This is a genomic window from Brevibacterium sp. Marseille-P9724, from assembly GCF_902500275.1.
Taxonomy (GTDB): Bacteria; Actinomycetota; Actinomycetes; order Actinomycetales; family Brevibacteriaceae; genus Brevibacterium.
Genome location: NZ_LR722990.1, coordinates 412,464 through 434,677, shown reverse-complemented (window position 1 = coordinate 434,677; position 22,214 = coordinate 412,464). Strand labels below are relative to the sequence as shown.

Annotated in this window: 15 protein-coding genes; 12 read left to right on the top strand and 3 right to left on the bottom strand. The window is 62.1% G+C overall.

Going from position 1 to position 22,214, the window contains the following annotated elements:
* Positions 1 to 2: 2 nt before the first annotated feature.
* Positions 3 to 2,630, top strand: coding sequence for a DNA polymerase I (gene polA, locus GC119_RS02080; RefSeq protein ID WP_151952314.1), 2,628 nt, complete (start codon positions 3 to 5; stop codon positions 2,628 to 2,630).
* 57 nt (positions 2,631 to 2,687) lie between these two features.
* Here the strand turns inward: polA and GC119_RS02075 are convergent, their stop codons facing one another.
* Positions 2,688 to 3,524 (bottom strand): class I SAM-dependent methyltransferase, encoded by an 837-nt coding sequence (locus GC119_RS02075; protein ID WP_151952313.1) that lies wholly within the window; start codon positions 3,522 to 3,524, stop codon positions 2,688 to 2,690.
* Between the two features lie 191 nt (positions 3,525 to 3,715).
* Between GC119_RS02075 and rpsA the strand changes: the two genes are divergently transcribed.
* From rpsA to coaE, 3 genes are all read left to right on the top strand, one after another.
* Positions 3,716 to 5,194, top strand: a complete 1,479-nt coding sequence (gene rpsA / locus GC119_RS02070) for a 30S ribosomal protein S1 (RefSeq protein ID WP_070572614.1) — start codon at positions 3,716 to 3,718, stop codon at positions 5,192 to 5,194.
* Between the two features lie 110 nt (positions 5,195 to 5,304).
* A complete protein-coding gene (locus tag GC119_RS02065; RefSeq protein WP_193215590.1) occupies positions 5,305 to 6,984 on the top strand; it encodes a hypothetical protein in 1,680 nt (559 codons plus the stop codon).
* Positions 6,978 to 7,601 carry a dephospho-CoA kinase gene (gene coaE / locus GC119_RS02060; RefSeq protein WP_151952311.1) on the top strand — a complete coding sequence of 208 codons (624 nt, stop codon included), beginning with the start codon at positions 6,978 to 6,980 and terminating at the stop codon, positions 7,599 to 7,601. The genes GC119_RS02065 and coaE overlap by 7 nt, the downstream gene beginning before the upstream one ends.
* 114 nt (positions 7,602 to 7,715) lie before the next feature.
* Here the strand turns inward: coaE and GC119_RS02055 are convergent, their stop codons facing one another.
* Positions 7,716 to 8,144 (bottom strand): OsmC family peroxiredoxin, encoded by a 429-nt coding sequence (locus GC119_RS02055; RefSeq protein WP_070776878.1) that lies wholly within the window; start codon positions 8,142 to 8,144, stop codon positions 7,716 to 7,718.
* A gap of 92 nt (positions 8,145 to 8,236) precedes the next feature.
* Between GC119_RS02055 and uvrB the strand changes: the two genes are divergently transcribed.
* The gene (uvrB, locus tag GC119_RS02050) at positions 8,237 to 10,381 is read left to right on the top strand and encodes an excinuclease ABC subunit UvrB (protein ID WP_151952310.1); all 2,145 of its coding nucleotides are present in this window, start codon (positions 8,237 to 8,239) and stop codon (positions 10,379 to 10,381) included.
* A gap of 188 nt (positions 10,382 to 10,569) precedes the next feature.
* Positions 10,570 to 11,562 carry a TerC family protein gene (locus tag GC119_RS02045; protein WP_151952309.1) on the top strand — a complete coding sequence of 331 codons (993 nt, stop codon included), beginning with the start codon at positions 10,570 to 10,572 and terminating at the stop codon, positions 11,560 to 11,562.
* Positions 11,563 to 11,625: 63 nt separating this feature from the next.
* Here GC119_RS02045 and GC119_RS02040 read toward each other — a convergent pair whose 3' ends face one another.
* Positions 11,626 to 11,919, bottom strand: a complete 294-nt coding sequence (locus tag GC119_RS02040) for a YciI family protein (RefSeq protein ID WP_070572624.1) — start codon at positions 11,917 to 11,919, stop codon at positions 11,626 to 11,628.
* A gap of 52 nt (positions 11,920 to 11,971) precedes the next feature.
* On the opposite strand from GC119_RS02040, the gene GC119_RS02035 reads away from it, so the two are divergent.
* The 6 genes from GC119_RS02035 to whiA are packed head-to-tail and all read left to right on the top strand — an operon-like array spanning position 11,972 to position 22,170.
* Positions 11,972 to 14,500, top strand: a complete 2,529-nt coding sequence (locus tag GC119_RS02035; protein WP_151952308.1) for a DEAD/DEAH box helicase — start codon at positions 11,972 to 11,974, stop codon at positions 14,498 to 14,500.
* 3 nt (positions 14,501 to 14,503) lie between these two features.
* Complete coding sequence (gene uvrA / locus GC119_RS02030; RefSeq protein WP_070572628.1) at positions 14,504 to 17,401, top strand: excinuclease ABC subunit UvrA; 2,898 nt, start codon at positions 14,504 to 14,506, stop codon at positions 17,399 to 17,401.
* Positions 17,394 to 19,250 (top strand): excinuclease ABC subunit UvrC, encoded by a 1,857-nt coding sequence (uvrC, locus tag GC119_RS02025; protein WP_151952307.1) that lies wholly within the window; start codon positions 17,394 to 17,396, stop codon positions 19,248 to 19,250. Before uvrA ends, uvrC begins: the two co-directional genes overlap by 8 nt.
* Positions 19,251 to 19,282: 32 nt before the next feature.
* Positions 19,283 to 20,155, top strand: coding sequence for an RNase adapter RapZ (rapZ, locus tag GC119_RS02020; protein ID WP_070572631.1), 873 nt, complete (start codon positions 19,283 to 19,285; stop codon positions 20,153 to 20,155).
* A 1-nt stretch (position 20,156) separates the two neighbouring features.
* Entirely contained in the window at positions 20,157 to 21,170 is a 1,014-nt protein-coding gene (locus tag GC119_RS02015) for a gluconeogenesis factor YvcK family protein (protein WP_070572633.1), read from the top strand.
* A 16-nt stretch (positions 21,171 to 21,186) separates the two neighbouring features.
* A complete protein-coding gene (whiA, locus tag GC119_RS02010) occupies positions 21,187 to 22,170 on the top strand; it encodes a DNA-binding protein WhiA (protein ID WP_151952306.1) in 984 nt (327 codons plus the stop codon).
* Positions 22,171 to 22,214 lie beyond the last annotated feature (44 nt).

Genomic DNA, 22,214 nt, shown 5'->3' with positions numbered 1-22,214 from the left:
GTGTGAGCACCAAGAGACTTCTTCTGATTGACGGTCATTCCCTTGCCTACCGGGCCTACTTTGCTCTGCCGCCGGAGAACTTCTCAACGGCTGACGGTCAGACCACGAACGCTGTTTTCGGCTTTGCCAGAATGCTGCTGACCGCCGTCAATTCGCTCGAACCCACTCACGTGGCCGTGGCGTTCGACCTGGGTCGGCAGACCTTTCGGCTCGAAGAGTACCCGGAGTACAAAGCCGGTCGGGCAAAGACTCCGGAGGACTTTCACGGTCAGGTGGACCTCATCAAGGACATGCTCACCGCCTTCGGCGTCCCGGTCATCACTCGGGAGGGGTACGAGGCGGATGACCTCCTGGCCTCGCTGGCGCGCCGGGGTGCGGGGGAGGGCTATGACACCCTCATCGCATCGGGTGACAAAGACTCCTTCCAGTTGGCTGATGACAACATCACAATCATGTACCCCAAACGGGGTTTCACCGATCTGCAGCACATGACGCCGCAGGCAGTGGAAGACAAGTACGGTGTCACTCCGGCGAACTACCGGGGCCTTGCCGCGCTCGTGGGCGAAAAGGCGGACAATCTGCCCGGCGTGCCCGGGGTGGGCGAGAAGACGGCCGCAAAATGGCTGACCAAGTACGGTGACCTTCCCTCGATCATCGACAACGCCGAGGACGTCGGCGGCAAGGTCGGGCAGAGCCTGCGCGATCACATTGCGGATGTCGAACGCAACTACCGCCTCAACAGGCTCATCGACGACCTTGACATCCCGCTGGATCTTGCTGATGCAGCTCTGGGCCGCGGCAGCGCCGAAGAGATCACCGAGCTGTTCGACGCGCTCGAATTCCGTCAGCTGGCAGCAGAAATCGGGCCATTCCTCGGCGGCGGGGAAATCCCTGCGCCCACCGGGAGCGAAGCCCCCGCTCCGCAGAAGACCGACAGCATCCGCGCTGTAGCGGAAGCCGCTTCCGGCAGTGTCCTGGGTGTGGACGTCGATCTCGACACGCCCGACCGCCTGGGCTTTGCCGCAGGTGACAGCGCGTGGCTTATTGACCTGAGCACTCTCAGCCCGGACGCCCAACAGCAGCTGTCGGGCCTTCTGACTGAGCATCCGCAGATTGCAATGCACGACGCCAAACCGCAGATCAAAGCTTTAGCCGACAACGGTCTTCGGGTGAGCGTGTGGACGGACACGGAGCTTGCCGCCTACCTGCTGACACCGGACGCGCGCGGCTATGACCTCGAAGAACTTGCCCAGAGCCGTGCTGGCATCGCTGCGGCTGAGCCGGACGAAAACGCCGGCACTCTGCTGGAGAACACGAATGATGAAGCAGCGGCCAGAAAGGCTTTTCTCGCAGCCCGGCTGGCCCCGATTCTGCGGGAGCAGCTCGACGAGTACAGCCAGCTTGCAGTTCTCGACGACATCGAGATACCCGCGCAGGCGGTCCTGGCGGCGATGGAGCGAATCGGCATCAACATCGACTCCACGCAGCTGCAGAACCTCATCGACGAGTTCGGACGCGAAGCCGACCAGAGCGCCGAAGACGCCTACAGCGCCATCGGCCACACCGTGAACCTGGGTTCGCCCAAACAGCTGCAGACCGTGCTCTTCGACGAACTCGACATGCCGAAGACCAAGAAGACGAAGACCGGCTACACCACCAACGCCGATGCTCTGCACGACCTGTTTCGCAGAACCCAGCACCCATTCTTGGAGCACCTGTTGGCTCACCGCGAACGCATCAAGCTCAAGCAGACGGTTGTGGGTCTGAAGAAGGAGATCGCCGACGACGGACGGATTCACACCACCTACCTGCAGACGATGACCGCAACCGGCAGATTGAGCTCAAAAGACCCCAATCTGCAGAACATACCGGTCCGCACCGATTCGGGCCGGAGAATCCGCGGTGTATTCACGGCCGATGCCGATGCGGGCTTTACGGACCTTATGAGCGCTGACTATTCGCAGATCGAAATGCGGATCATGGCTCACCTGTCCGGTGACGAAGCGCTCATCGAGGCATTCCGCGCCGGTGAGGACCTGCACTCCTTCGTGGCCGGCCAGGTTTTTCAGATCCCGGTTGAGGATGTCAGTCGGCAGCAGCGCGAAAAGGTCAAGGCCATGTCCTACGGGCTGGTCTACGGTTTGTCGGCCTACGGGCTGTCGAATCAGCTGGGCATCAGCCCGACCGAAGCGTCGGATCTCATGGCCGAGTACTTCTCGCGTTTCGGTGCGGTGAAGAAGTACCTTGACGGTTCGGTCGAAGAAGCTCGCCAGAGGGGCTACACCCAGACAATGTACGGTCGCCGTCGCTATCTGCCGGCACTGCAGTCCTCCAGCCGCCCACAGCGCGAAATGGCCGAGCGGGCGGCTCTCAACAGTCCTATCCAGGGAACTGCGGCGGACATTATGAAGATCGCAATGTTCCGCATTGCCGACGCCCTTGCCGAGGCGGATCTCGCCTCGCGCATTCTCCTGCAGGTGCACGATGAAGTGATTGTCGAGTGCGCCGCCGGAGAGTTCGACAGCGTCGAGAAGATTGTGGTCGATACGATGCGCGATGCCGCTGAGCTCAGCGTTCCCCTTGACGTCAATGTGGGCCGTGGGCCGGACTGGCAGTCCGCGGCTCACTGACGCGGCGCTCATACGGCTGTGGTCCCACCCGAAAAGTGGGGCCACAGCCGTACTGAGTCACTGTGCCAAGCGGGTGGAGAAGATCGCGGTGCCGGGCATGAGCTTGCCGCGCAGGGGGGACCATCCGCCCCACGAGGTTTCGTTGTCTTCGGGCCATTCGGGTTCGGCGAGCTTTTCCAGTGTGAAGCCGGCTCCGTGGATCAGTGAGATCCAGTCGCCCAGAGTGCGGTGGTGTTCTGCGTAGACCGGATTTCCCTGTTCGTCGAGTTCGACATAGGGGGTGCGGTCGAAATAGGAGTATTCGACGCACAGGCCGTCTTCGCCGGGCAGATCAGGGAATATCCAACGCAGCGGATGGGTGACGGAGAATACCCACCGACCACCGGGGCGCAGAACGCGCGCGGTTTCAGCAAGCACCTTTTCGGCGTCTTTGACAAAGGGGAGGGCACCGTAGGACGAAAAGGCAATGTCAAATGAGCCCGAGGGGAACGGCAGCTGGCGGGCATCTGCCAGCAGGAACGTCGGCGGGGTGGCGGAGTCGCTCAGCGGGTTTTCCCTGGAGAGTCGGGCGGCCTGTTCGAGCATGCCGGACGATACATCGCATCCGGTGACGATTCCGCCCTGTTCTGCAACCCAGCGCGAACACTGCCCGGCCCCGCAGCCGATCTCGAGCACCTGTCTGCGCGCAACATCGCCGAGCAGGTTGACGTCGTCTTCGTTAACCCCTTCTGGACACCAGATGAATTCTTTGGCGCCGAGAAAAGAGCCGTGCTCGGCCAGGTAGTCCTCCGCGGAGTTGTCCCAGTAGGTGCGATTGGCCCGAACAGAGGCCTCCTCGTCGATCGGAAAGTATCCGCCGGAGATGATGCTGGGGTAGCCGTCAGACGTGCTCATACACTTCCATCCTCATTAAGCAGCGGGCTGTCTATTCTAAAGCGACTCAATGGATGTTACGCTTGATCATTGTGTAATGCTTGCGCCGCTCTGCTCGCCCGCGTACACACAATAATCTGTCCATATCAACACGAGCTCCGGACCGAGCAGCCCGCCCGGACCGGATAATCCAAATCGGAGTCCCTAACTTTATGACCACTACCACGCCGGACGCGGCGAACACCAAGCAGGTCGCTGTCGACGACATCGGATCTGCGGAAGATTTCCTCGCGGCAGTCGACGAAACCATCAAGTACTTCAACGACGGCGACATCGTTGAAGGCACAGTCGTCAAGGTTGACCGCGACGAAGTCCTGGTCGACATCGGATACAAGACGGAAGGCGTCATCCTTTCGCGCGAACTGTCGATCAAGCACGACGTCGACCCCTCTGAGGTTGTCGAAGTCGGGGATCCGATCGAAGCACTCGTGCTGACGAAGGAAGACAAAGACGGACGCCTGATGCTCTCGAAGAAGCGCGCACAGTACGAGCGCGCTTGGGGCGACATCGAAAAGATCAAGGAAGACGACGGCGTCGTCACCGGTTCGGTCATCGAAGTCGTCAAGGGCGGCCTCATCGTCGACATCGGACTGCGCGGCTTCCTGCCTGCTTCGCTTGTGGAAATGCGCCGCGTGCGCGACCTCACGCCGTACATCGGCCAGGAAGTCGAAGCCAAGATCATCGAGCTCGACAAGAACCGCAACAACGTCGTTCTGTCGCGCCGCGCATGGCTGGAAGAAACCCAGTCGGCCGTCCGCCACGACTTCCTGCAGACCCTGCAGAAGGGCCAGGTGCGCCCCGGTGTCGTGTCGTCGATCGTCAACTTCGGTGCATTCGTGGACCTGGGCGGAGTCGACGGACTCGTCCACGTGTCCGAACTGTCCTGGAAGCACATCGACCACCCCTCCGAGGTCGTCGCAGTCGGCGACGAGGTCACGGTGGAGGTTCTTGATGTCGACATGGACCGCGAACGCGTTTCACTGTCGCTCAAGGCCACCCAGGAAGACCCGTGGCAGCACTTTGCTCGGACTCACGTCATCGGCCAGATCGTGCCCGGCAAGGTCACCAAGCTCGTTCCGTTCGGTGCGTTCGTTCGCGTCGAAGACGGCATCGAAGGTCTCGTTCACATCTCCGAGCTCGCCGTTCGGCACATCGACCTGCCCGAGCAGGTCGTGTCGGTTGACGAAACCATCTACGTCAAGGTCATTGACATCGACCTGGACCGCCGCCGCATCTCGCTGTCGCTCAAGCAGGCCAACGAAGGTGTCGACCCGGACGCGGAGGAATTCCTCGACCCGGCTCTGTACGGCATGCTCCAGGAGTACGACGAAGACGGCAACTACAAGTACCCCGAAGGCTTCGACCCCGAAACCCAGGAATGGATGGAAGGCTACGAAGCACAGCGCGAAGAATGGGAGCAGCAGTATGCTGCAGCCCAGGAGCGCTGGGAAGAGCACAAGAAGCAGGTTGCGCGCGCAATCGCCGCCGACGCCGAAGCCGCCGCTCAGGCCGGCGACGACGCCGCCGGTGCGGGCGCTTCGTTCAGCACGGAAGAATCGGCTGATGACGAAGGCACCCTCGCTTCGGACGAAGCTCTCGCCGCTCTGCGCGAGAAGCTCGCAGGCAGCTGATCTCCTCTGAGATGAAGCCGCGGCCACTCCCACGGGGAGGGGCCGCGGCTTCTGCTTTCCACATCAGAAAGCTCGCTCCCTGGCTGATCTACACTGCCGTCCTGGCCTGCTTGTCCGCGGTCGTCTACGCGGAGCTCTTCGGCGGCTTCGGCTCAAGAGTCTTTGCTGACAACGACGATTCGTCCCTCTTCATCTGGTGGATAGCCCACACGGCCGATGTTGTCGGCGGATGGCTGGGCAGACCCACCTTTGACAGTTCTCTGCTGTACACCACCGCAATGAACGCCCCAGACGGTGTCAACGGAGCGTGGAACACCTCGCTTGTCGGCATAGGCCTGCCGCTCGTGCCGATCACCTGGGCGTTTGGTCCGATCGTCAGCTACAACCTCGCCATCGTGTGCGCCCCGGTGGTGTCAGCCCTTGCGGCAGCGCTTCTCTGCCGACGCTTCACCGCTCATCTGCCCGCATTCTTCGCCGGCGCCCTGTACGGTTTCTCCACCTACACCATCGCCCAGTCTTCGGGCCACCTGAATCTGGCCAGCGCGGCCTTCCCGCCGTTGGTGGTGCTGCTGATGCTGCTCATTGCACGCGACCGCCGTTGGACGGTGCCCTTCGGCATTGTCCTGGGCTGGCAGTTCTATATTTCAACTGAGCTGTTGGCGGGCACCTTCCTCGCAGTCCTCGTCTTCGCGGCTTCAGCAAGCATGTCGGCGTGGTCTCACGTTCGGGCCTCTGCGCCTGCTGTTCTTCGCCGAGGTGCAATCGCTGCGGTCATTGGGCTTGTCATAGCTGCGCCTCTGCTGTTCACCATGTGGTTCAGACCGAACGCTCCGCGGGAAGCCATCCGACCGCACGGGGTGTGGAACACCGATGTTCTCGATGCGGTCACCCCGGGCCACTACACCCGAATCGGCGGGGGAGCGAAGCTGCCGCGGATCGAGCCGATTGACCCCTCGGAACTTGGCGGCTACCTGAGCGCACTGTGGCTTGTACTGTGTCTTATCGCCGTCATCGTGCTGTGGAAGCGAAGCCCAGCGGCCCGCACCGCTGCCCTGACCGGGGCTGGCGTGTGGGTTCTGTCCTTGGGCTCACCGGTGCTCTTAGGCGGCGAGCAGGTGCTGCCCCTAGGGCCGTTCCGGCTGGTGGAGCTTACACCCGTGCTTGGAAATATTCTTCCGATGCGGTTGATGATCCATGTTGTGCTCGCCTGTTCTGTTCTGTCGGCGCTGCTGATGGAACGTGCGCGTGCTCTGCCGGTTCGCGCTCTGACCGGCGCTGGACTGGCCGGTGTCCTCGTATTGACAACCGCGGCCCCAGTTCCCGCGCGTGACCTCCACATCCCCGCGTTCTACACCCAGTCGATTCACGACACGATCCCAGCAGGATCGCTGGTCAAAACACTTCCCAGACCGCGGGCCTGGGCCTATCCTCGGGCAGACGAGGCGATGGTCTGGCAGGCCGTGTCCGGTATGCACTACCGCGAGGCCGGGGGCTACTTCATCGGCGGGCGCGACGACGCACCCGTAACCTATGCCGCGCCCGCCGATTCGCTGGATATCCTCCTAGAAGAAAAGCGCGGCGGTCCTGTGCCGAGTGCTGCAGAACTGCAAGACGGAGTCAGAGAGCTGTGCGGCGGGGGAGTTGACTACATCCTCATTGCCGACGACGGCTTCTACCTGCCGCAGTCAGCCCCGGACATCGCACAGGCCGTCGGCGAAGCCGCCGGTGTGACGCCTCAACATACAGGCGGGGTGTGGATGATCAAGCTGAACAAGGAGCAAGGATGCTGAAAATAGGTCTGACCGGCGGTATCGGAGCCGGAAAGTCAACTGCGGCAGCGCTGTTCAGAGCGCGGGGCGTACCCGTCATCGACTCGGACGTCGTTGCACGCGAAGTCGTCGAACCCGGACAGCCCGCCCTGCGGGCACTGCGTGAGCGCTTCGGAGAGTCAGTTGTCAAGGACGGCGAACTGGACCGCGCTGAACTTGCTCGAATCGCATTTGTCGACGCCGAATCCACACGGGCCCTCAACGACATCATGCACCCGGCTATTGCACAGCGCACCGCTGAGCTGTTTGCCGAGCAGGCCGGAACCGGGACCGTCGTCCACGATGTTCCTCTGCTGGCTGAGAACAGCATGGAAGACGACTATGACCTTGTCGTCGTCGTCGACGTTCCCGCCGAAGTGCGCTTACAGCGGCTGGTGCAGCTGCGCGGAATGGACGAAGCTGATGCTCGCCAGCGGATTCTCCGCCAGGCCTCAGACGATCAGCGCAAGTCAATCGCAGATGTCGTTCTCGACAATTCCGGCACCCCCGAGGAATTCGAAGAGCAATTCGAAGAGGCCTTCCAAAGCGTGATCCAGCCAGCCGCGCGCAAAGCCAGGGGCTCCCAGCCCGGCCGGTGACAGCGTTCTGCTGCTGACTACCTCGTGAGTTCCGGGAAGCAGTGGGCGCGAGCCGTCCAGGAGCACAGAACAGCGCCGTCGATGACGGCGCTGTTCTCGTGGCTCTCTGATCTTTTAGGCCATAGTGGCGCTGAGCGTGATCTTCACACCCGACAGCGCTTTTGCCGCCGGGCAGGTCTTCTTGGCCCGCTCAGCGAGTGTCTGGAACGTCTTCTGCTCTATGCCCCCTGCGCGGCCGACAGTGACGAGGTGGATCTCCTTGATGCCCTTGACTGGGTCGAAGGTGACGTCGGCCCCCGTGGTGATCTGCTCGGGAGTGGCGCCCTCTTCAGCGACGATGTTGGCAAGCGCCATCGAAAAGCACGACGCAAGACCAGCTCCGATGAGCTCTTCGGGGCTTGTCACCTTGTCGACTTCGGTTTCGGCGCGGTTTGTCCAGTTGACGGTGAACGGGCCGATTCCGGCACTTTCCAGCGAAGCGGATCCTTCGCCGTCTGCCAGGTGGCCCTTCCAGGTGGCCTGTGCTTTTGTTACGCGGCTCATTTTGCCTCCTCAGATTGGGGTTCACTCCAACTCTATGTGCTCGGGCACCTCCAGCGCTCGTGGCCCACAGCCGTGCAGAGTAGCCTGGATGCATGGCTCAGAAGTCTCTTCCCGTTCCCAAGATCGGACACCGGCCGGAAGTCACCCGTTCAGTGGCCCCGTTTGAGGTCGTCAGCGAATACAAGCCGTCTGGCGACCAGCCCACGGCCATTGCCGAAATGGCTGAGCGGCTTCGCGCGGGAGAAAAAGACGTCGTCCTCATGGGTGCGACGGGCACGGGCAAGTCTGCGACAGCAGCGTGGCTGATCGAAGAGGTGCAGCGGCCCACGCTCATCATGGCGCACAACAAGACGCTGGCGGCCCAGCTGGCCAATGAGTTCCGTCAGCTGTTGCCGAACAACGCCGTCGAGTACTTCGTGTCGTACTACGACTACTACCAGCCGGAAGCCTATGTACCGCAGACGGATACGTTCATTGAAAAGGATTCGTCGATCAATGACGAAGTCGAGCGCCTGCGCCACTCGGCAACAAATGCGCTTCTGACCCGACGCGATGTTGTCGTCGTCTCCACCGTGTCGTGCATCTACGGTCTTGGAACACCGGAAGAGTACGTGGAGCGCATGGTTTCCCTCGAGGTCGGCGAAGAAGTTGACCGCGACGCGCTGCTCAAGCAGTTCGTGACAATGCAGTACACCCGCAACGACGTTGCGTTCACCCGCGGCACTTTCCGCGTGCGCGGCGACACCGTCGAAATCATCCCTCAGTACGAAGAGCTCGCCATTCGAATTGAGTTCTTCGGCGACGAAATCGAAGCTCTCTACACTCTGCATCCGCTGACGGGCGAAATCATTCGCGAAGAAGAGGTCATCCACATCTTCCCCGCGTCGCACTATGTGGCCGGTGAGGACCGCATGGCTCGGGCAATTGCCGATATCGAGGCCGAACTGCAGGAGCGACTGGCTGAACTCGAGGGGCAGAACAAGCTGCTGGAAGCCCAGCGGCTGAAGATGCGCACCACCTACGACCTCGAAATGATGCAGTCGATGGGCTTCACGTCCGGGATTGAGAACTATTCGCGGCACATCGACGGTCGTGCGGCGGGCACCGCTCCGAACTGTCTGCTTGACTACTTCCCGGAAGACTTCCTGCTTGTGGTCGACGAGTCACACGTGACGATCCCGCAGATCGGCGGTATGTACGAAGGCGACATGTCGCGCAAGCGCACACTCGTTGAGCACGGCTTCCGCCTGCCGAGCGCCCTGGATAACAGGCCGCTGCGGTTCTCGGAGTTCCAGGATCGGATCGGCCAGACCGTCTACCTTTCGGCTACACCCGGTGATTACGAACTCGAGCGCTCCAACGGCGTTGTCGAACAGATCATTCGCCCCACTGGCCTGGTCGACCCGAAGGTCATCGTCAAACCCACGCGCGGTCAGATTGACGACCTGCTGGATGAAATCAATCTGCGGGTGGAGCGCAACGAACGCGTGCTCGTGACGACGCTGACGAAGAAGATGGCGGAAGACCTCACGGACTATCTGCTGAACCACAATGTGCGGGTCGAATACCTGCACTCGGACGTCGACACTCTGCGCCGCGTTGAGCTGCTGAGCGAACTGCGCTCCGGTGTGTTCGACGTGCTGGTCGGCATCAACCTGCTGCGTGAGGGTCTCGACCTGCCCGAGGTGTCGCTCGTGTCGATTCTCGATGCCGACAAAGAGGGCTTCCTGCGGTCCACCACCTCGCTCATTCAGACCATCGGCCGTGCCGCCCGAAACGTCAACGGCGAAGTGCACATGTACGCCGATACGCGAACCGAATCCATGCAGCGGGCCATCGACGAAACACAACGCCGACGCGAAAAGCAGATCGCGTTCAACAGGGAACACGGAATCGATCCGCAGCCGCTGGTCAAGAAGATCGCCGACATCACGGAGCGGCTCAAACGCGACAACGAAGACACCGCCGAGCTTCTCAACGACTTCGACTACGGCAAGGGCAAACGCGGCTACAACTCGGCCCAAACTGATGAGCAGCGCGCCCGCTCGGCAGGTCAGGAGACAGGACAGCCGACATCCGTGCGTCCGCCGACGACCGACCTTCCTGAGCTCATTGCCGAACTCACCGAGCAGATGAACCAGGCGGCAGCCGACCTGCAGTTCGAGCTCGCAGCCCGCCTGCGCGATGAACTGCAGGAGCTCAAACGTGATCTGCGTCAGATCCAGCGCGAAAGCTGACAGGCTGGCCCTCACTGTGCTCTAGACTGGGTGATCGGTGAAGGGGAGTATCCTCATGTGCTGACTCGTCAACACGAAACCGTCCGGCGTCCGGTCGGACCGGGATCCGGGTCAGCAGCGTACGCAGCAGGTGCTTCGGCGCAGGAAAGACTTTCACGGATTCCAACGACCCCTAAGAAAGAACTCCCGTGCACCACGAATCAGCCAGCGGACTGTCGCTGACCTTCGAATTCATCGTTCTCGGCGTACTCTGCGCTCTTCTCCTGGCAGACCTGCTGCTCATCCTCAAACGGCCCCACCGGCCATCGAATCGCGAAGCCGGCCTGTGGGTCGGCTTCTACGTTGCCCTCGCCCTGATCTTCGCGGGAGTGCTCTTCCTGTTCGGCAACAAGCAGGCCAGCGGTGAGTTCCTAGCCGGATGGCTTATGGAGTATTCGCTGTCAATCGACAACGTCTTCGTGTTCATCATCGTGCTGTCCGCTTTCAAGGTGCCGCCCCGGTATCAGCAGGAAGTGCTCATGGTGGGCATCATCATTTCGCTGGTGTTCCGCGGCATCTTCATTCTTGCGGGCGTGTGGATCATCGAGAAGTTCATCTGGGTGTTCTTCATCTTCGGCGCGTTCCTGCTGTGGACTGCGTGGAAGCAGGCCATGGAAAAAGACGGCGACGGCGAGGGCAGCGGCGACAACTTCCTCGTCCGCATGGTCAAGAAGCGCTTTCCCTTCACGGATGACTATCACGACAACAAGATCTTCGTGAAGATTGACGGCAAGCGATTTGCCACGCCGATGCTTCTGGTGTTCCTGGCCATCGGCACCACGGACGTCATGTTCGCGCTCGACTCGATTCCGGCGATCATGGCGGTGACTCGTTCGGCGTTCATCATCTTCACTGCGAACCTGTTTGCGCTCATGGGGCTGCGTCAGCTGTACTTCCTGTTGGAGAACCTGGCTGACAAACTGCAGTACCTCAAGTACGGCATCGCTGTCATCCTCGGCTACATCGGCTTCAAGCTCATCTACACGGCAGCCCGGGAAACCTTGGCCCACCAGCTGCCGGAGATCCCGCTGGCGGTTTCGCTCGGTGTGATCGTGGTTTCCATGACGGTGGCTGTCATCGCCAGCCTTCTCAAGCGCAAACGCGACTACCGGCACTTCCGCAGCGAGCACCTCGGCGGGTGATGCCAGTCGGGCACACAGAAAGGGCGGACGCACCGGCGTCCGCCCTTGTCAGTGAAGATCAGATCAGCGTGCCTGACCGAAGCCGCCGATGACGACATCCCATTCGTCGATGGTGGTTTCGATGATCACCCGAGCCTCGGCAAAGGGGTCATTCGTCAAGAGGTCTTCGACGTTGGCTTTCTCTTCAGCCTGGAATATCAGGAGGGCTCCCGGCTGTTGAGTGTTGACAAGAGGGCCTGAAGCCATGAGCATTCCGGCGTCAGCCAGTTTGGCCAGCCACTCCCGATGCGTGGGACGGACCTCCATCCGCGTCTGCTCGTCGTCGCTGTAGCGATAGGTGACCGCATAGAAAGCCATGGCGTTCCTCTCATGGGGAATAATGGGTAGTCCCAGTCAGTCTAGTTGAGGAATGGGTAATCGCTTCGTGAGTGCACTTGAGCAGATACCGGAGGAATTCGCCTCTGCCGACACCGTGTACGAAGCATTCGAAGACTATGTAAGCGGTTTGGGTCTGGACCTGTACGACGCGCAGCAGGAAGCGATACTCGCAGTTCTCGCAGGCGACAACACGATCGTTGCAACTCCCACTGGCTCGGGTAAGTCGATGGTCGCCCTCGCCGCCGCCTACTGGGGTGTGAGCACCGGGGTGAGGGTCTACTACACCGCGCCGATCAAGGCGCTCGTCTCAGAAAAGTTTTTCGACCTAAGCGAGCGCTTGGGCGCTGACAACGTCGGCATGGTCACCGGCGACAGTTCAGTCAACGCGGACGCTCCCGTCATCTGCGCTACAGCGGAGATTCTTGCCAACCAGGCGCTGCGCGAAGGTCCGCTGCTGGACGTGGGAATTGTCATCATGGACGAATTCCACTATTTCGGCGACCCTCAGCGCGGTTGGGCGTGGCAGGTGCCGCTGCTGACGCTGCCGCAGTCGCAGTTCGTTCTCATGTCCGCCACGCTCGGCGACACGACAGCGATAGCCGAAGGCATGGAACAGCTCACCGGCAGATCGACCTCCTATGTCACGGGTGCGCAGCGGCCGGTGCCGCTGGAGTTCAGCTACTCAGAAGAGCCGCTGCACGAAACACTCCACGCGCTCGTTCGCCACGACCAGGCGCCCGTCTACGTTGTCTCGTTCTCCCAGCGGCAGGCCGCGGAACTCGCCGGGTCGATTGTCAGCGCGAACCTTGCCACCCGGGAAGAACGCGAGGCGATCGCCGATGAGATCCGCGGCTTCGGCTTTCAGAAGGGGTTCGGAACAACCCTCAAACGCTTGCTGCTGCACGGCATCGGCGTTCACCACGCCGGCATGCTGCCCAAGTACCGCAGGCTTGTCGAGCACTTGGCGGGCCGGGGTCTGCTCAAGGTCGTATCCGGCACGGACACGCTCGGCATCGGCATCAACGTGCCAATCCGAACTGTGCTGCTGACCGCTCTGACGAAATTCGACGGTTCGAAGATGCGCAGGCTCTCGGTTCGTGAATTCCAGCAGATTGCCGGACGTGCGGGTCGGGCCGGGTTCGACACGGTCGGCTATGTGGTCGCGCAGGCGCCCGAACACGAAATCGAGAACAAGAAGGCAGCTGATAAGGCTGCCAACAGCGGCAAGAAGCGAAAACCGGCCAAGAAACAGCCGCCGGCGGGCTTCGTCGGCTGGTCGCAGGAGACTTTTGAGAACCTGCGCGACAGCGAGGTCGAAGAGCTTCGCTCCCGCATGAAGATTGCGCATTCGACCGTCATCAACCTTGCCGCACGCGGGGGAGACGTCGTCAAGACCGTGCGCGACTTCATCGCCTCGACCCATGAAACACCCGCCCGCAAGCTCGATATGCAGCTGCGCGCACTGCGGATCGGCCGTGCGCTGCTGAACGCGGAAGTTCTCGTGCGCACAGAACACAGCGGTCAGGTCCGCTTTGAGCTCGCCGAGGACTTCGGCCCGCAGTTCGCTCTCAACCAGCCGCTTTCGCCGTTCGCCCTGGCGGCCTTGGAGCTTTTCGATCCCGAAGCAGACGACTGGGCGGACAATGTGCTCAGCGTCATCGAAGCGACAACGGAGGTCCCGTACCACGTTCTTCGCGGACAGCTGGACCGGCTGAAGGGCGAAGAGATCCAAGCGCTCAAATCTGAGGGCGTGCCCTATGACGAGCGCATGGCGATCATCGACGAAATGGAGCTGCCCCGCCCCAACGGCGAAGTTCTGGACGAAGCCTTCGAGGCGTTCACGCAGCACACGCCCTGGCTGCGCGAAATCGGGATTGAGCCCAAAGCGGTTGTGGCCGACATGATCAGCCAGGCCATGAACTTTTCGCAGTTCGTCATGTACTACAAGCTCGCACGCGTGGAGGGCGGACTGCTTCGCTATCTGACTGATGTCTATCGCGCACTGGTGCAGACCGTGCCGGAAGACCTCGTGACAGAGCCGCTGAAGGACGTCATCGACTGGCTGGGCGATCTTGTTCTGCGCGTCGATTCTTCTCTCGTGCAGGAATGGGAAGCGCTTCGCAGGGCCGGTGCGGAGGAAACCGACACACTGCCGTTGGAACACGCGACGCGTAAGCTCACAGACGACGAGCGCGCTTTCACAGTCCTGGTTCGCAACGCACTGTTCCACCGGGTGCTGCTGGCTGAACGCGCCGCCTACCGGGCGCTGGGAGAGCTCGACGGGGACGACGGTTGGGACCACCGGCGCTGGGAGGACGCCGTCGAGGCGTTCTACGACGAATACGGTGAGCTCGGGGTGGGAGCCGACGCGCGTTCGGCTGATTTCATTCACATCCGCCGCGACGGCAGAACCTGGCTGGTCGACCAGATACTCGACGATCCGGAAGGCGACAAAGACTGGGCCATCCGCGCCCGGGTCGACCTCGACGCCTCGGACGATCTTGGAGAACCCGCGGTGACGATCATCGACGTCGCCCCGCGTTCGGAAATGGAGAGCTGACACATGACCACATACGAATCTCAGATTCATCGGCCCGCGGGCGGGGGAGTGTCTCACCTCGACACGATCATCGTGCAGGGCGCACGGGCGCACAACCTCAAGAACGTCGATGTCGAGGTGCCGCGGGACAGCCTCGTCGTCTTCTCCGGCCTGTCCGGCTCCGGCAAATCGTCACTTGCGTTCGACACGATCTTCGCCGAGGGCCAGCGCCGCTATGTCGAATCCCTGTCCTCCTACGCGCGGATGTTCTTAGGGCAGATGGACAAACCCGACGTCGACATGATCGAGGGCCTGTCGCCGGCGGTGTCGATCGATCAGAAGTCCACTTCGCGAAACCCTCGTTCGACTGTCGGCACCATCACCGAAGTCTATGACTTCATGCGCCTGCTGTGGGCGCGAATCGGAATTCCCCACTGCCCCCAGTGCGGCGAGGAGATCTCCAGCCAAACCCCCCAGCAGATCGTCGACCAGCTGCTCGGTCTGCCGGAGCGCACCAAGTTCATCGTCATGGCGCCGGTAGTCCGGCAGCGCAAAGGCGAGTTCGCCGATCTGTTCCAACAGCTGCAGAGCCAGGGCTTCTCACGTGCATGGGTTGACGGCGAACAGATCAGCCTGAGCGAACCGCCGACCTTGAAGAAGCAGTACAAGCACGACATCTCGGTTGTCGTCGACCGTCTCATCGCAAAAGACGGCATCCGGCAGCGCCTGACGGATTCGGTGGAAACCGCCCTGCGCACGGCGGACGGACGCCTCGACGTTCTGCTGGTCGATTCAGACGAGATGCGAACGTTCTCCGAACACATGTCCTGCCCCAATGACCACCCGCTGACCACCGACACGATCGAACCGCGCACATTCTCATTCAATTCGCCGTTCGGCGCCTGCCCCGCGTGCGATGGAATCGGGGTGCGCCTGCAGGTCGACGAACACCTCGTGGTCCCCGATGACGAAATGACACTCGGCGAGGGCGCAATCGCCGCGTGGTCGCACGGCAAGTCGACCATGAAGTACTTCAACCGCCTGCTTAAGGGACTGGGCGATGAAATCGGCTTCGACCTGAAAACCCCGTGGAAGGATCTGCCGAAGAAAGCCCGCAAGGCGATTCTCCAGGGCAAGGACTACAAGGTCCACGTTAAGTACCGCAACCGCTTCGGACGCGAGCGCACCTACTCAACGGGCTTTGAGGGTGTGTTCAACTACATCCTGCGCAAACACGGCGAGACCGAATCCGATACCGCCCGTGACCGCTACGAAGCGTACATGCGGGAAGTCCCGTGCGCCTCCTGCGATGGAACCAGGCTCAAGCCGGAAGCACTCGCCGTCACGGTGGCCGACACCTCGATAGCGGATGTCAGCCGGATGGCGATTGATCAGGCAGCAGAATTCCTCGGCGGCCTCGAACTGAGCGCGCGCGATGCGCAGATCGCCGACCAGGTGATGAAGGAAATTCGCGCCCGCCTGCAGTTCCTGCTGGACGTCGGCCTGGAATACCTGTCACTCGACCGCGCCGCCGGCACGCTCTCCGGCGGCGAAGCACAGCGCATCCGCCTGGCCACCCAGATCGGCTCGGGACTCGTAGGCGTGCTGTACGTGCTCGACGAACCGTCAATCGGCCTGCACCAGCGGGACAACAGGCGGCTGATCGACACACTCATGAAGCTGCGCGACCTGGGCAACACCCTGATCGTCGTCGAACATGACGAAGAGACGATTGATGCGGCCGACTGGATTGTCGACATCGGTCCCGGTGCTGGCGAACACGGCGGTCAGGTCGTCTACTCCGGCCCCGTCAAGGAGCTGACCCGTGCGGAAGGGTCCGCAACTGGCGACTACATTGCCGGGCGCCGCAAGATCGGGGTCCCGGACGAGCGCCGCCGGGTCGACCGCAAGCGAATGCTCGGCGTGGAGCGGGCGAGGGCCAATAACCTCAAAGACATCTCGGTGAAGTTCCCGCTGTCGGTGCTGACATCTGTAACCGGCGTGTCCGGGTCTGGGAAATCGACGCTGGTCAACGACATCCTGTACAGCGAACTGGCCAACAAGCTCAACAACGCCAAGCGGGTCCCGGGTCTGCACAAGCGGGTGACGGGCGTTGAAGAGCTCGACAAGGTCATCCATGTCGACCAGTCGCCCATCGGACGCACGCCACGGTCGAACCCGGCCACCTACACGGGTGTTTTCGACCACGTGCGGCGCCTGTTCGCCGAAACCGAAACAGCGCGCATGCGCGGCTACCAGCCGGGCCGCTTCTCGTTCAACGTCAAGGGCGGCCGCTGCGAGAACTGCTCGGGTGACGGCACCATCAAAATCGAAATGAACTTCCTGCCGGACGTCTACGTGCCCTGCGAAGTGTGCGGGGGAGCGCGCTACAACCGCGAAACGCTCGAAGTGAAGTTCAAGGGCAAGTCGATTGCCGAAGTGCTCGACATGCCGATCGAAGAGGCCGCCGAGTTCTTTGAGGCGGTTCCCGCAATTGCCCGTCACCTCAACACGCTCGTCAAGGTGGGCCTGGGCTATGTGCGCTTGGGCCAGCCGGCAACCACGCTGTCCGGTGGCGAAGCCCAGCGCGTGAAGCTCGCCGCAGAACTGCAGAAGCGCACGCGCGGCCGGGCCGTCTACGTTCTTGACGAACCGACCACGGGCCTGCACTTCGAGGACATCCGGAAACTGCTGCTGGTGCTTCAGGGGCTCGTCGACAAGGGCAACACCGTCATCGTCATCGAGCACAACCTCGACGTGATTGCCGCCAGTGACTACATCATCGACATGGGGCCCGAAGGCGGTCGAGGCGGAGGCACGGTTGTGGCTGCCGGCACGCCTGAAGAAGTGGCTCAGGTTGAGGCAAGCCACACCGGACGCTATCTGGCAGCCATGCCCGAGATTGCGAGCCGCATTGGCTGACCCCAGTCAGTATCGGCCTAAGCCGGGGGAGATCCCCACTCTTCCCGGGGTCTACCGATTTCGCGATGATGAGCGGCGGATCATCTACGTCGGCAAGGCGAAGAACCTGCGCAATCGGCTGAATTCCTATTTCGCCAACCCGGCGGGCCTGCACCCGCGGACATTCACGATGGTCCATACGGCGATGTCCGTCGAATGGACGATCGTGGAAAGCGAAGTTGAGGCGCTGCGGCTTGAATGGACGTGGATCAACGAATTCAAGCCGCGGTTCAACGTCATGTTCCGCGACGACAAGTCCTACCCCTACCTGGCGGTCACGGTGAAAGACCGCTATCCGCGGGTCTTCGTCACGCGGGGCAAACGGCGCAAGGGCGTGAAGTACTTCGGTCCGTTCACCGCAGTGTGGGCCATCCGCGAATCTCTCGACCTGCTGTTGAAGGCCTTTCCCGTGCGCACGTGCGCAAAGACGGTGTTCGACCGCGCCGCGCGTTCGGGCAGGCCCTGTCTGCTGGGCTACATCGACAAGTGCTCTGCCCCGTGTGTTGATCGGATCACCCCGGAGGCGCACCGGGAGCTCGTTGAGGGCGTCACCGAATTCATGTCGGGCAGCACGGGGAAGATCATCTCCACGCGCAGGCGGGCAATGAAAGAAGCCGCCGGTGAACTCGATTTCGAGAGGGCCGCGAAGCTGCGCGACGAAATTGAAGCTCTCGAAAAGATCGTCGACAAGTCCTCAGTCATCCTCTCGCAGAACGTCGACACAGACATCTTCGGACTGACAGTCGAAGAGCTCGAGGCATCCGTCCAGGTCTTCCACGTGCGCGGCGGTCGGATTCGCGGTCAGCGCGGATGGATCATCGAGCGGATGCAGGACCTTTCGGCCGCTCAGCTCACAAGCGACTACCTGCGCCAGGCCTACCTCGATGTTGAAGCAGAGGCGATTCCGAAGGAAATCCTCGTCGACACCCTGCCGGAAGACCACGCGACCCTAGAGGACTGGCTCAGCCAGACCAGGGGCGCGAAGGTCACAATCCGCGTTCCCGAGCGCGGTGAAAAAGCTGCCGCGCTGACAACTGTCGTCGCCAATGCCGAACAGGCTCTGGAGCTGCACAAGAAGCGCCGGTCGTCGGATCTGACCACCCGCAGCCAGGCGCTCAACGAGATCCAAGAGAACCTGGGTCTGGAAGAGCCTCCGCTGCGCATCGAGTGCATTGACAATTCGCACTTCCACGGCGAAGACGTCGTGGGTTCGCTCGTGGTGTTCGAAGACGGGCTGCCGGTCAAACGCGACTACCGCAGGTTCTCGGTGACCGGTGACGCGGCCAGGGACGACACCTCGGCCATGTACGACGTGGTGTCTCGCAGATTCAGCCGGTACCTGGAGTCCCTGGCCAGTGAAGACGATGATCCCAAGTTCGGCTACCGGCCGTCGCTGCTCGTAGTCGACGGCGCCCTGCCGCAGGTGTCAGCTGCCAGGCGAGCGCTCGATGACCTGGGCCTTGTCGACATCACCGTCGTCGGCCTGGCCAAGCGGCTCGAAGAGGTGTGGGTTTCGTGGGACGAATTCCCCGTCATCTTTCCGCGCAACTCCGAGGGCCTGTTCATGTTGCAGCGCGTGCGTGACGAAGCCCACCGCTTTGCCATCACCTTCCAGCGCAGCAAACGCAGAATCACAGCTTCCGCACTCGATACGGTCGAAGGCCTCGGCGCGGCCAAGAGGCAGGCGCTGCTTGACCACTTCGGGTCTGTTACGAAGATCAAAAGGGCCAGCGCTGATGAGCTGACCCAGGTCAAGGGGATCGGCACGGCCTTGGCGGAGCGCATTGTGGCCGCGTTCAGAAAAGACTGAAAGAATTGAGCGGGGAAGAATAAGGAGATCGCATGACGACCAATCAGCGTGACACCGTGCTCGTCGTAACGGGCATGTCCGGTGCCGGACGTTCAACCGCGGCAAAGGCCCTCGAGGACATGGGCTGGTACGTTGTCGACAATCTGCCGCCGCAGATGATCAGCGGTCTTGTCGATATTGTCAGTCGGGTTGACGGTGACGCCCCGAAAGTCGCTGTTGTGGCCGATGTGCGCGGGCGGGGCATGTTCGCAACACTGAAAGACACCCTGCGCGATCTCCACGGCCCCGAAGGCATCCGCGTTCTCTACCTCGATGCGTCCGACGACGCTCTTGTGCGCCGCTATGAATCTGTTCGCCGCCCCCATCCGCTGCAGGGCGAGGGCACCATTGTCGACGGTCTGGAAGCCGAACGCCGAGAACTTGAGCCGGTGCGCTCCAGTGCCGATGTCATCGTCGACACCTCCGACCTCAATGTCCACCAGCTGGGCGATGAAATCCGCCGTCTGTTCGACAAGGACGGTTCATCGGCGCTGCGGCTTACGGTTATGAGCTTCGGCTTCAAATACGGCACCCCGAAAGACGCCGACTACGTTGCGGATGTCCGCTTTCTGCCGAATCCCTTCTGGGTGCCGGAGCTCAAAGCCCTGCGCGGAACAGACGAACCGGTTGCCGAATATGTGCTCACACAGCCGCGTGCTCAGGACTTCATCGACCGCTACGTGTCAGCGCTGGAAATCGTCATCGACGGCTACCTCGCCGATCACCGCCCCTACGCGACCATTGCGATTGGCTGCACGGGCGGCAAACACCGTTCGGTCGCGGTCGCCGAAGCCGTCCACCGCAGACTTGCCGAACTGACTCACGCATCGGTCACCCTGCGCCACAGGGACCTGGGGAAGGAATGACATGGAGCCCCCAGTCAACACTGCGGAACTTCCCCTGTATCTGAAGCACCCGGCCCGGCGCACCGGGCCGAAGGTCGTGTCCTTCGGCGGCGGCCATGGACTGTATGCCGCTCTGCGCGCTTTTCGCCTGCTGACGGAAGATCTCGTCGCCGTGGTCACCGTCGCCGACGACGGCGGCTCGTCTGGCCGGCTGCGCCAGGAGTTCGGCGGTCTACCGCCGGGGGACCTGCGCATGGCGCTTGCCGCTTTGACTGATGACAGCGAGTGGGGTCGCATTTGGCGCGATGTCATTCAGCACCGCTTCGATTCTTCCGGTTGCCTTGACGGGCATTCGGTGGGCAATCTGCTCATCAGCGCTCTGTGGCAGATCCACGGGGACGAAGTCGAGGGCCTCGACTGGGTGGCTCGGCTCCTGCGGGCGCACGGTCGCGTGCTGCCCATGTCGTCGGTGCCGCTGACAATAGAAGCAGATTTCACTGACAGCCAGGGAACTTCCGGTGTGATCCGCGGTCAGTCGCAAGTCGCCTCGTGCCGGGCGACCGTGTCCCAGGTTCAGCTCGTTCCAGCCGCGCCGCCGGCGCGGAAGGAGACAATCGCCGAGGTGGAGCAGGCCGATGTTCTCAACCTCGGCCCCGGTTCGTGGTACACCTCGGTCATGCCGCACCTCTTGGTGCCGGAACTGGCGGAGACGATCTGCTCCTCGACCGCTGTGAAGTCGTTGACTCTCAACCTGCCGGGAGCGACAGCGGAAACCCGAGGCCTGAGCCTGACCGAGCACCTGGAGTCGCTGAAAGAGCACGCGCCCGGGCTCAGCTTCGACTACATTCTCGTCGACGAAGCTGCAGCCGCTGAAGAAGCCGGTCTGCGCGATGCCGCAGAGAAGCTGTTTGCGGCCAGGCTGTGGGCCCGGCCCCTGGCCGCGCGGATCCGCGGTCAGCACGACACGCTGAAGCTTGCCGCGTGCTATCGCGATATGTTTGTCAACGCCGGTCTCAAGACCGATGAACAGTGGTGACTGAGGAAGGAACCCCATGTCCCTGACCGCAAAGGTCAAAGACGAACTCACGAGGGTGGAAGAACGCCGCTCGCCCGCCCGCAAGGCCGAGGTCGCCTCGACGCTGCGCTTCGCTTCGGCTCTGCACATCGTGGCCGGTTCAATCGTCATCGAAGCTGAGCTCGACACTGCGGCGGCTGCCCGCCGCCTCTACGGCGAGATTGCGACTCTCTACGGGGCTTCGCCGGAGGTCGCCGTTGCGGGAGCCTCGGGTCTGAACAAGCGGGAACGCTACATTGTGCGCGTCACCGAAGAAGGGCCTGCGCTGGCCCGACAGACCGGGCTTATCGACAACCGGGGCCGTCCCGTCCGCGGACTGCCCCCGGCAGTCGTCAACGGCTCCACCAACGATTCCAAAGCCGCCTGGCGCGGAGCATTCCTCGCTCACGGGTCACTCACCGAACCAGGCCGGTCGTCAGCTCTCGAAGTCACGTGTCCCGGACCGGAAGCAGCACTGGCGCTGGTCGGCGCTGCGCGGCGTTTGGGCATCATCGCCAAAGCCCGGGAGGTCCGCGGGGTCGATCGCGTTGTCATCCGCGACGGTGAGGCAATCGGCGAACTCCTCGAAGCCATGGGTGCCGCCGAAGTGCGCCGTGAATGGGAAGAAGGACGGCAGCGCCGCGAAGTCCGGGCCACCGCCAACCGCCTGGCGAACTTCGACGACGCCAACCTGCGCCGCAGCGCGCGGGCTGCAGTCGCAGCCGGTGCGCGTGTTGAGCGAGCCCTGGAGATTCTCGGTGACGACGTACCCGATCACCTCCGCTACGCTGGAGAGCTGAGGCTGAAGCACAAACAGGCCTCGCTCGAAGAACTCGGCCAGCTGGCCGATCCCCCCATGACAAAAGACGCCATTGCCGGCCGTGTTCGCAGGCTGCTGGCCACCGCGGACAAAAAGGCCGAGGAAACGGGCGTTCCCGACACCAAAGCCAGTCTCACACCCGAAATGCTCGACGACGTCTGACCCCCCCCACCTCGAACTCACGGAACTCAGAACACGCGAAAGGC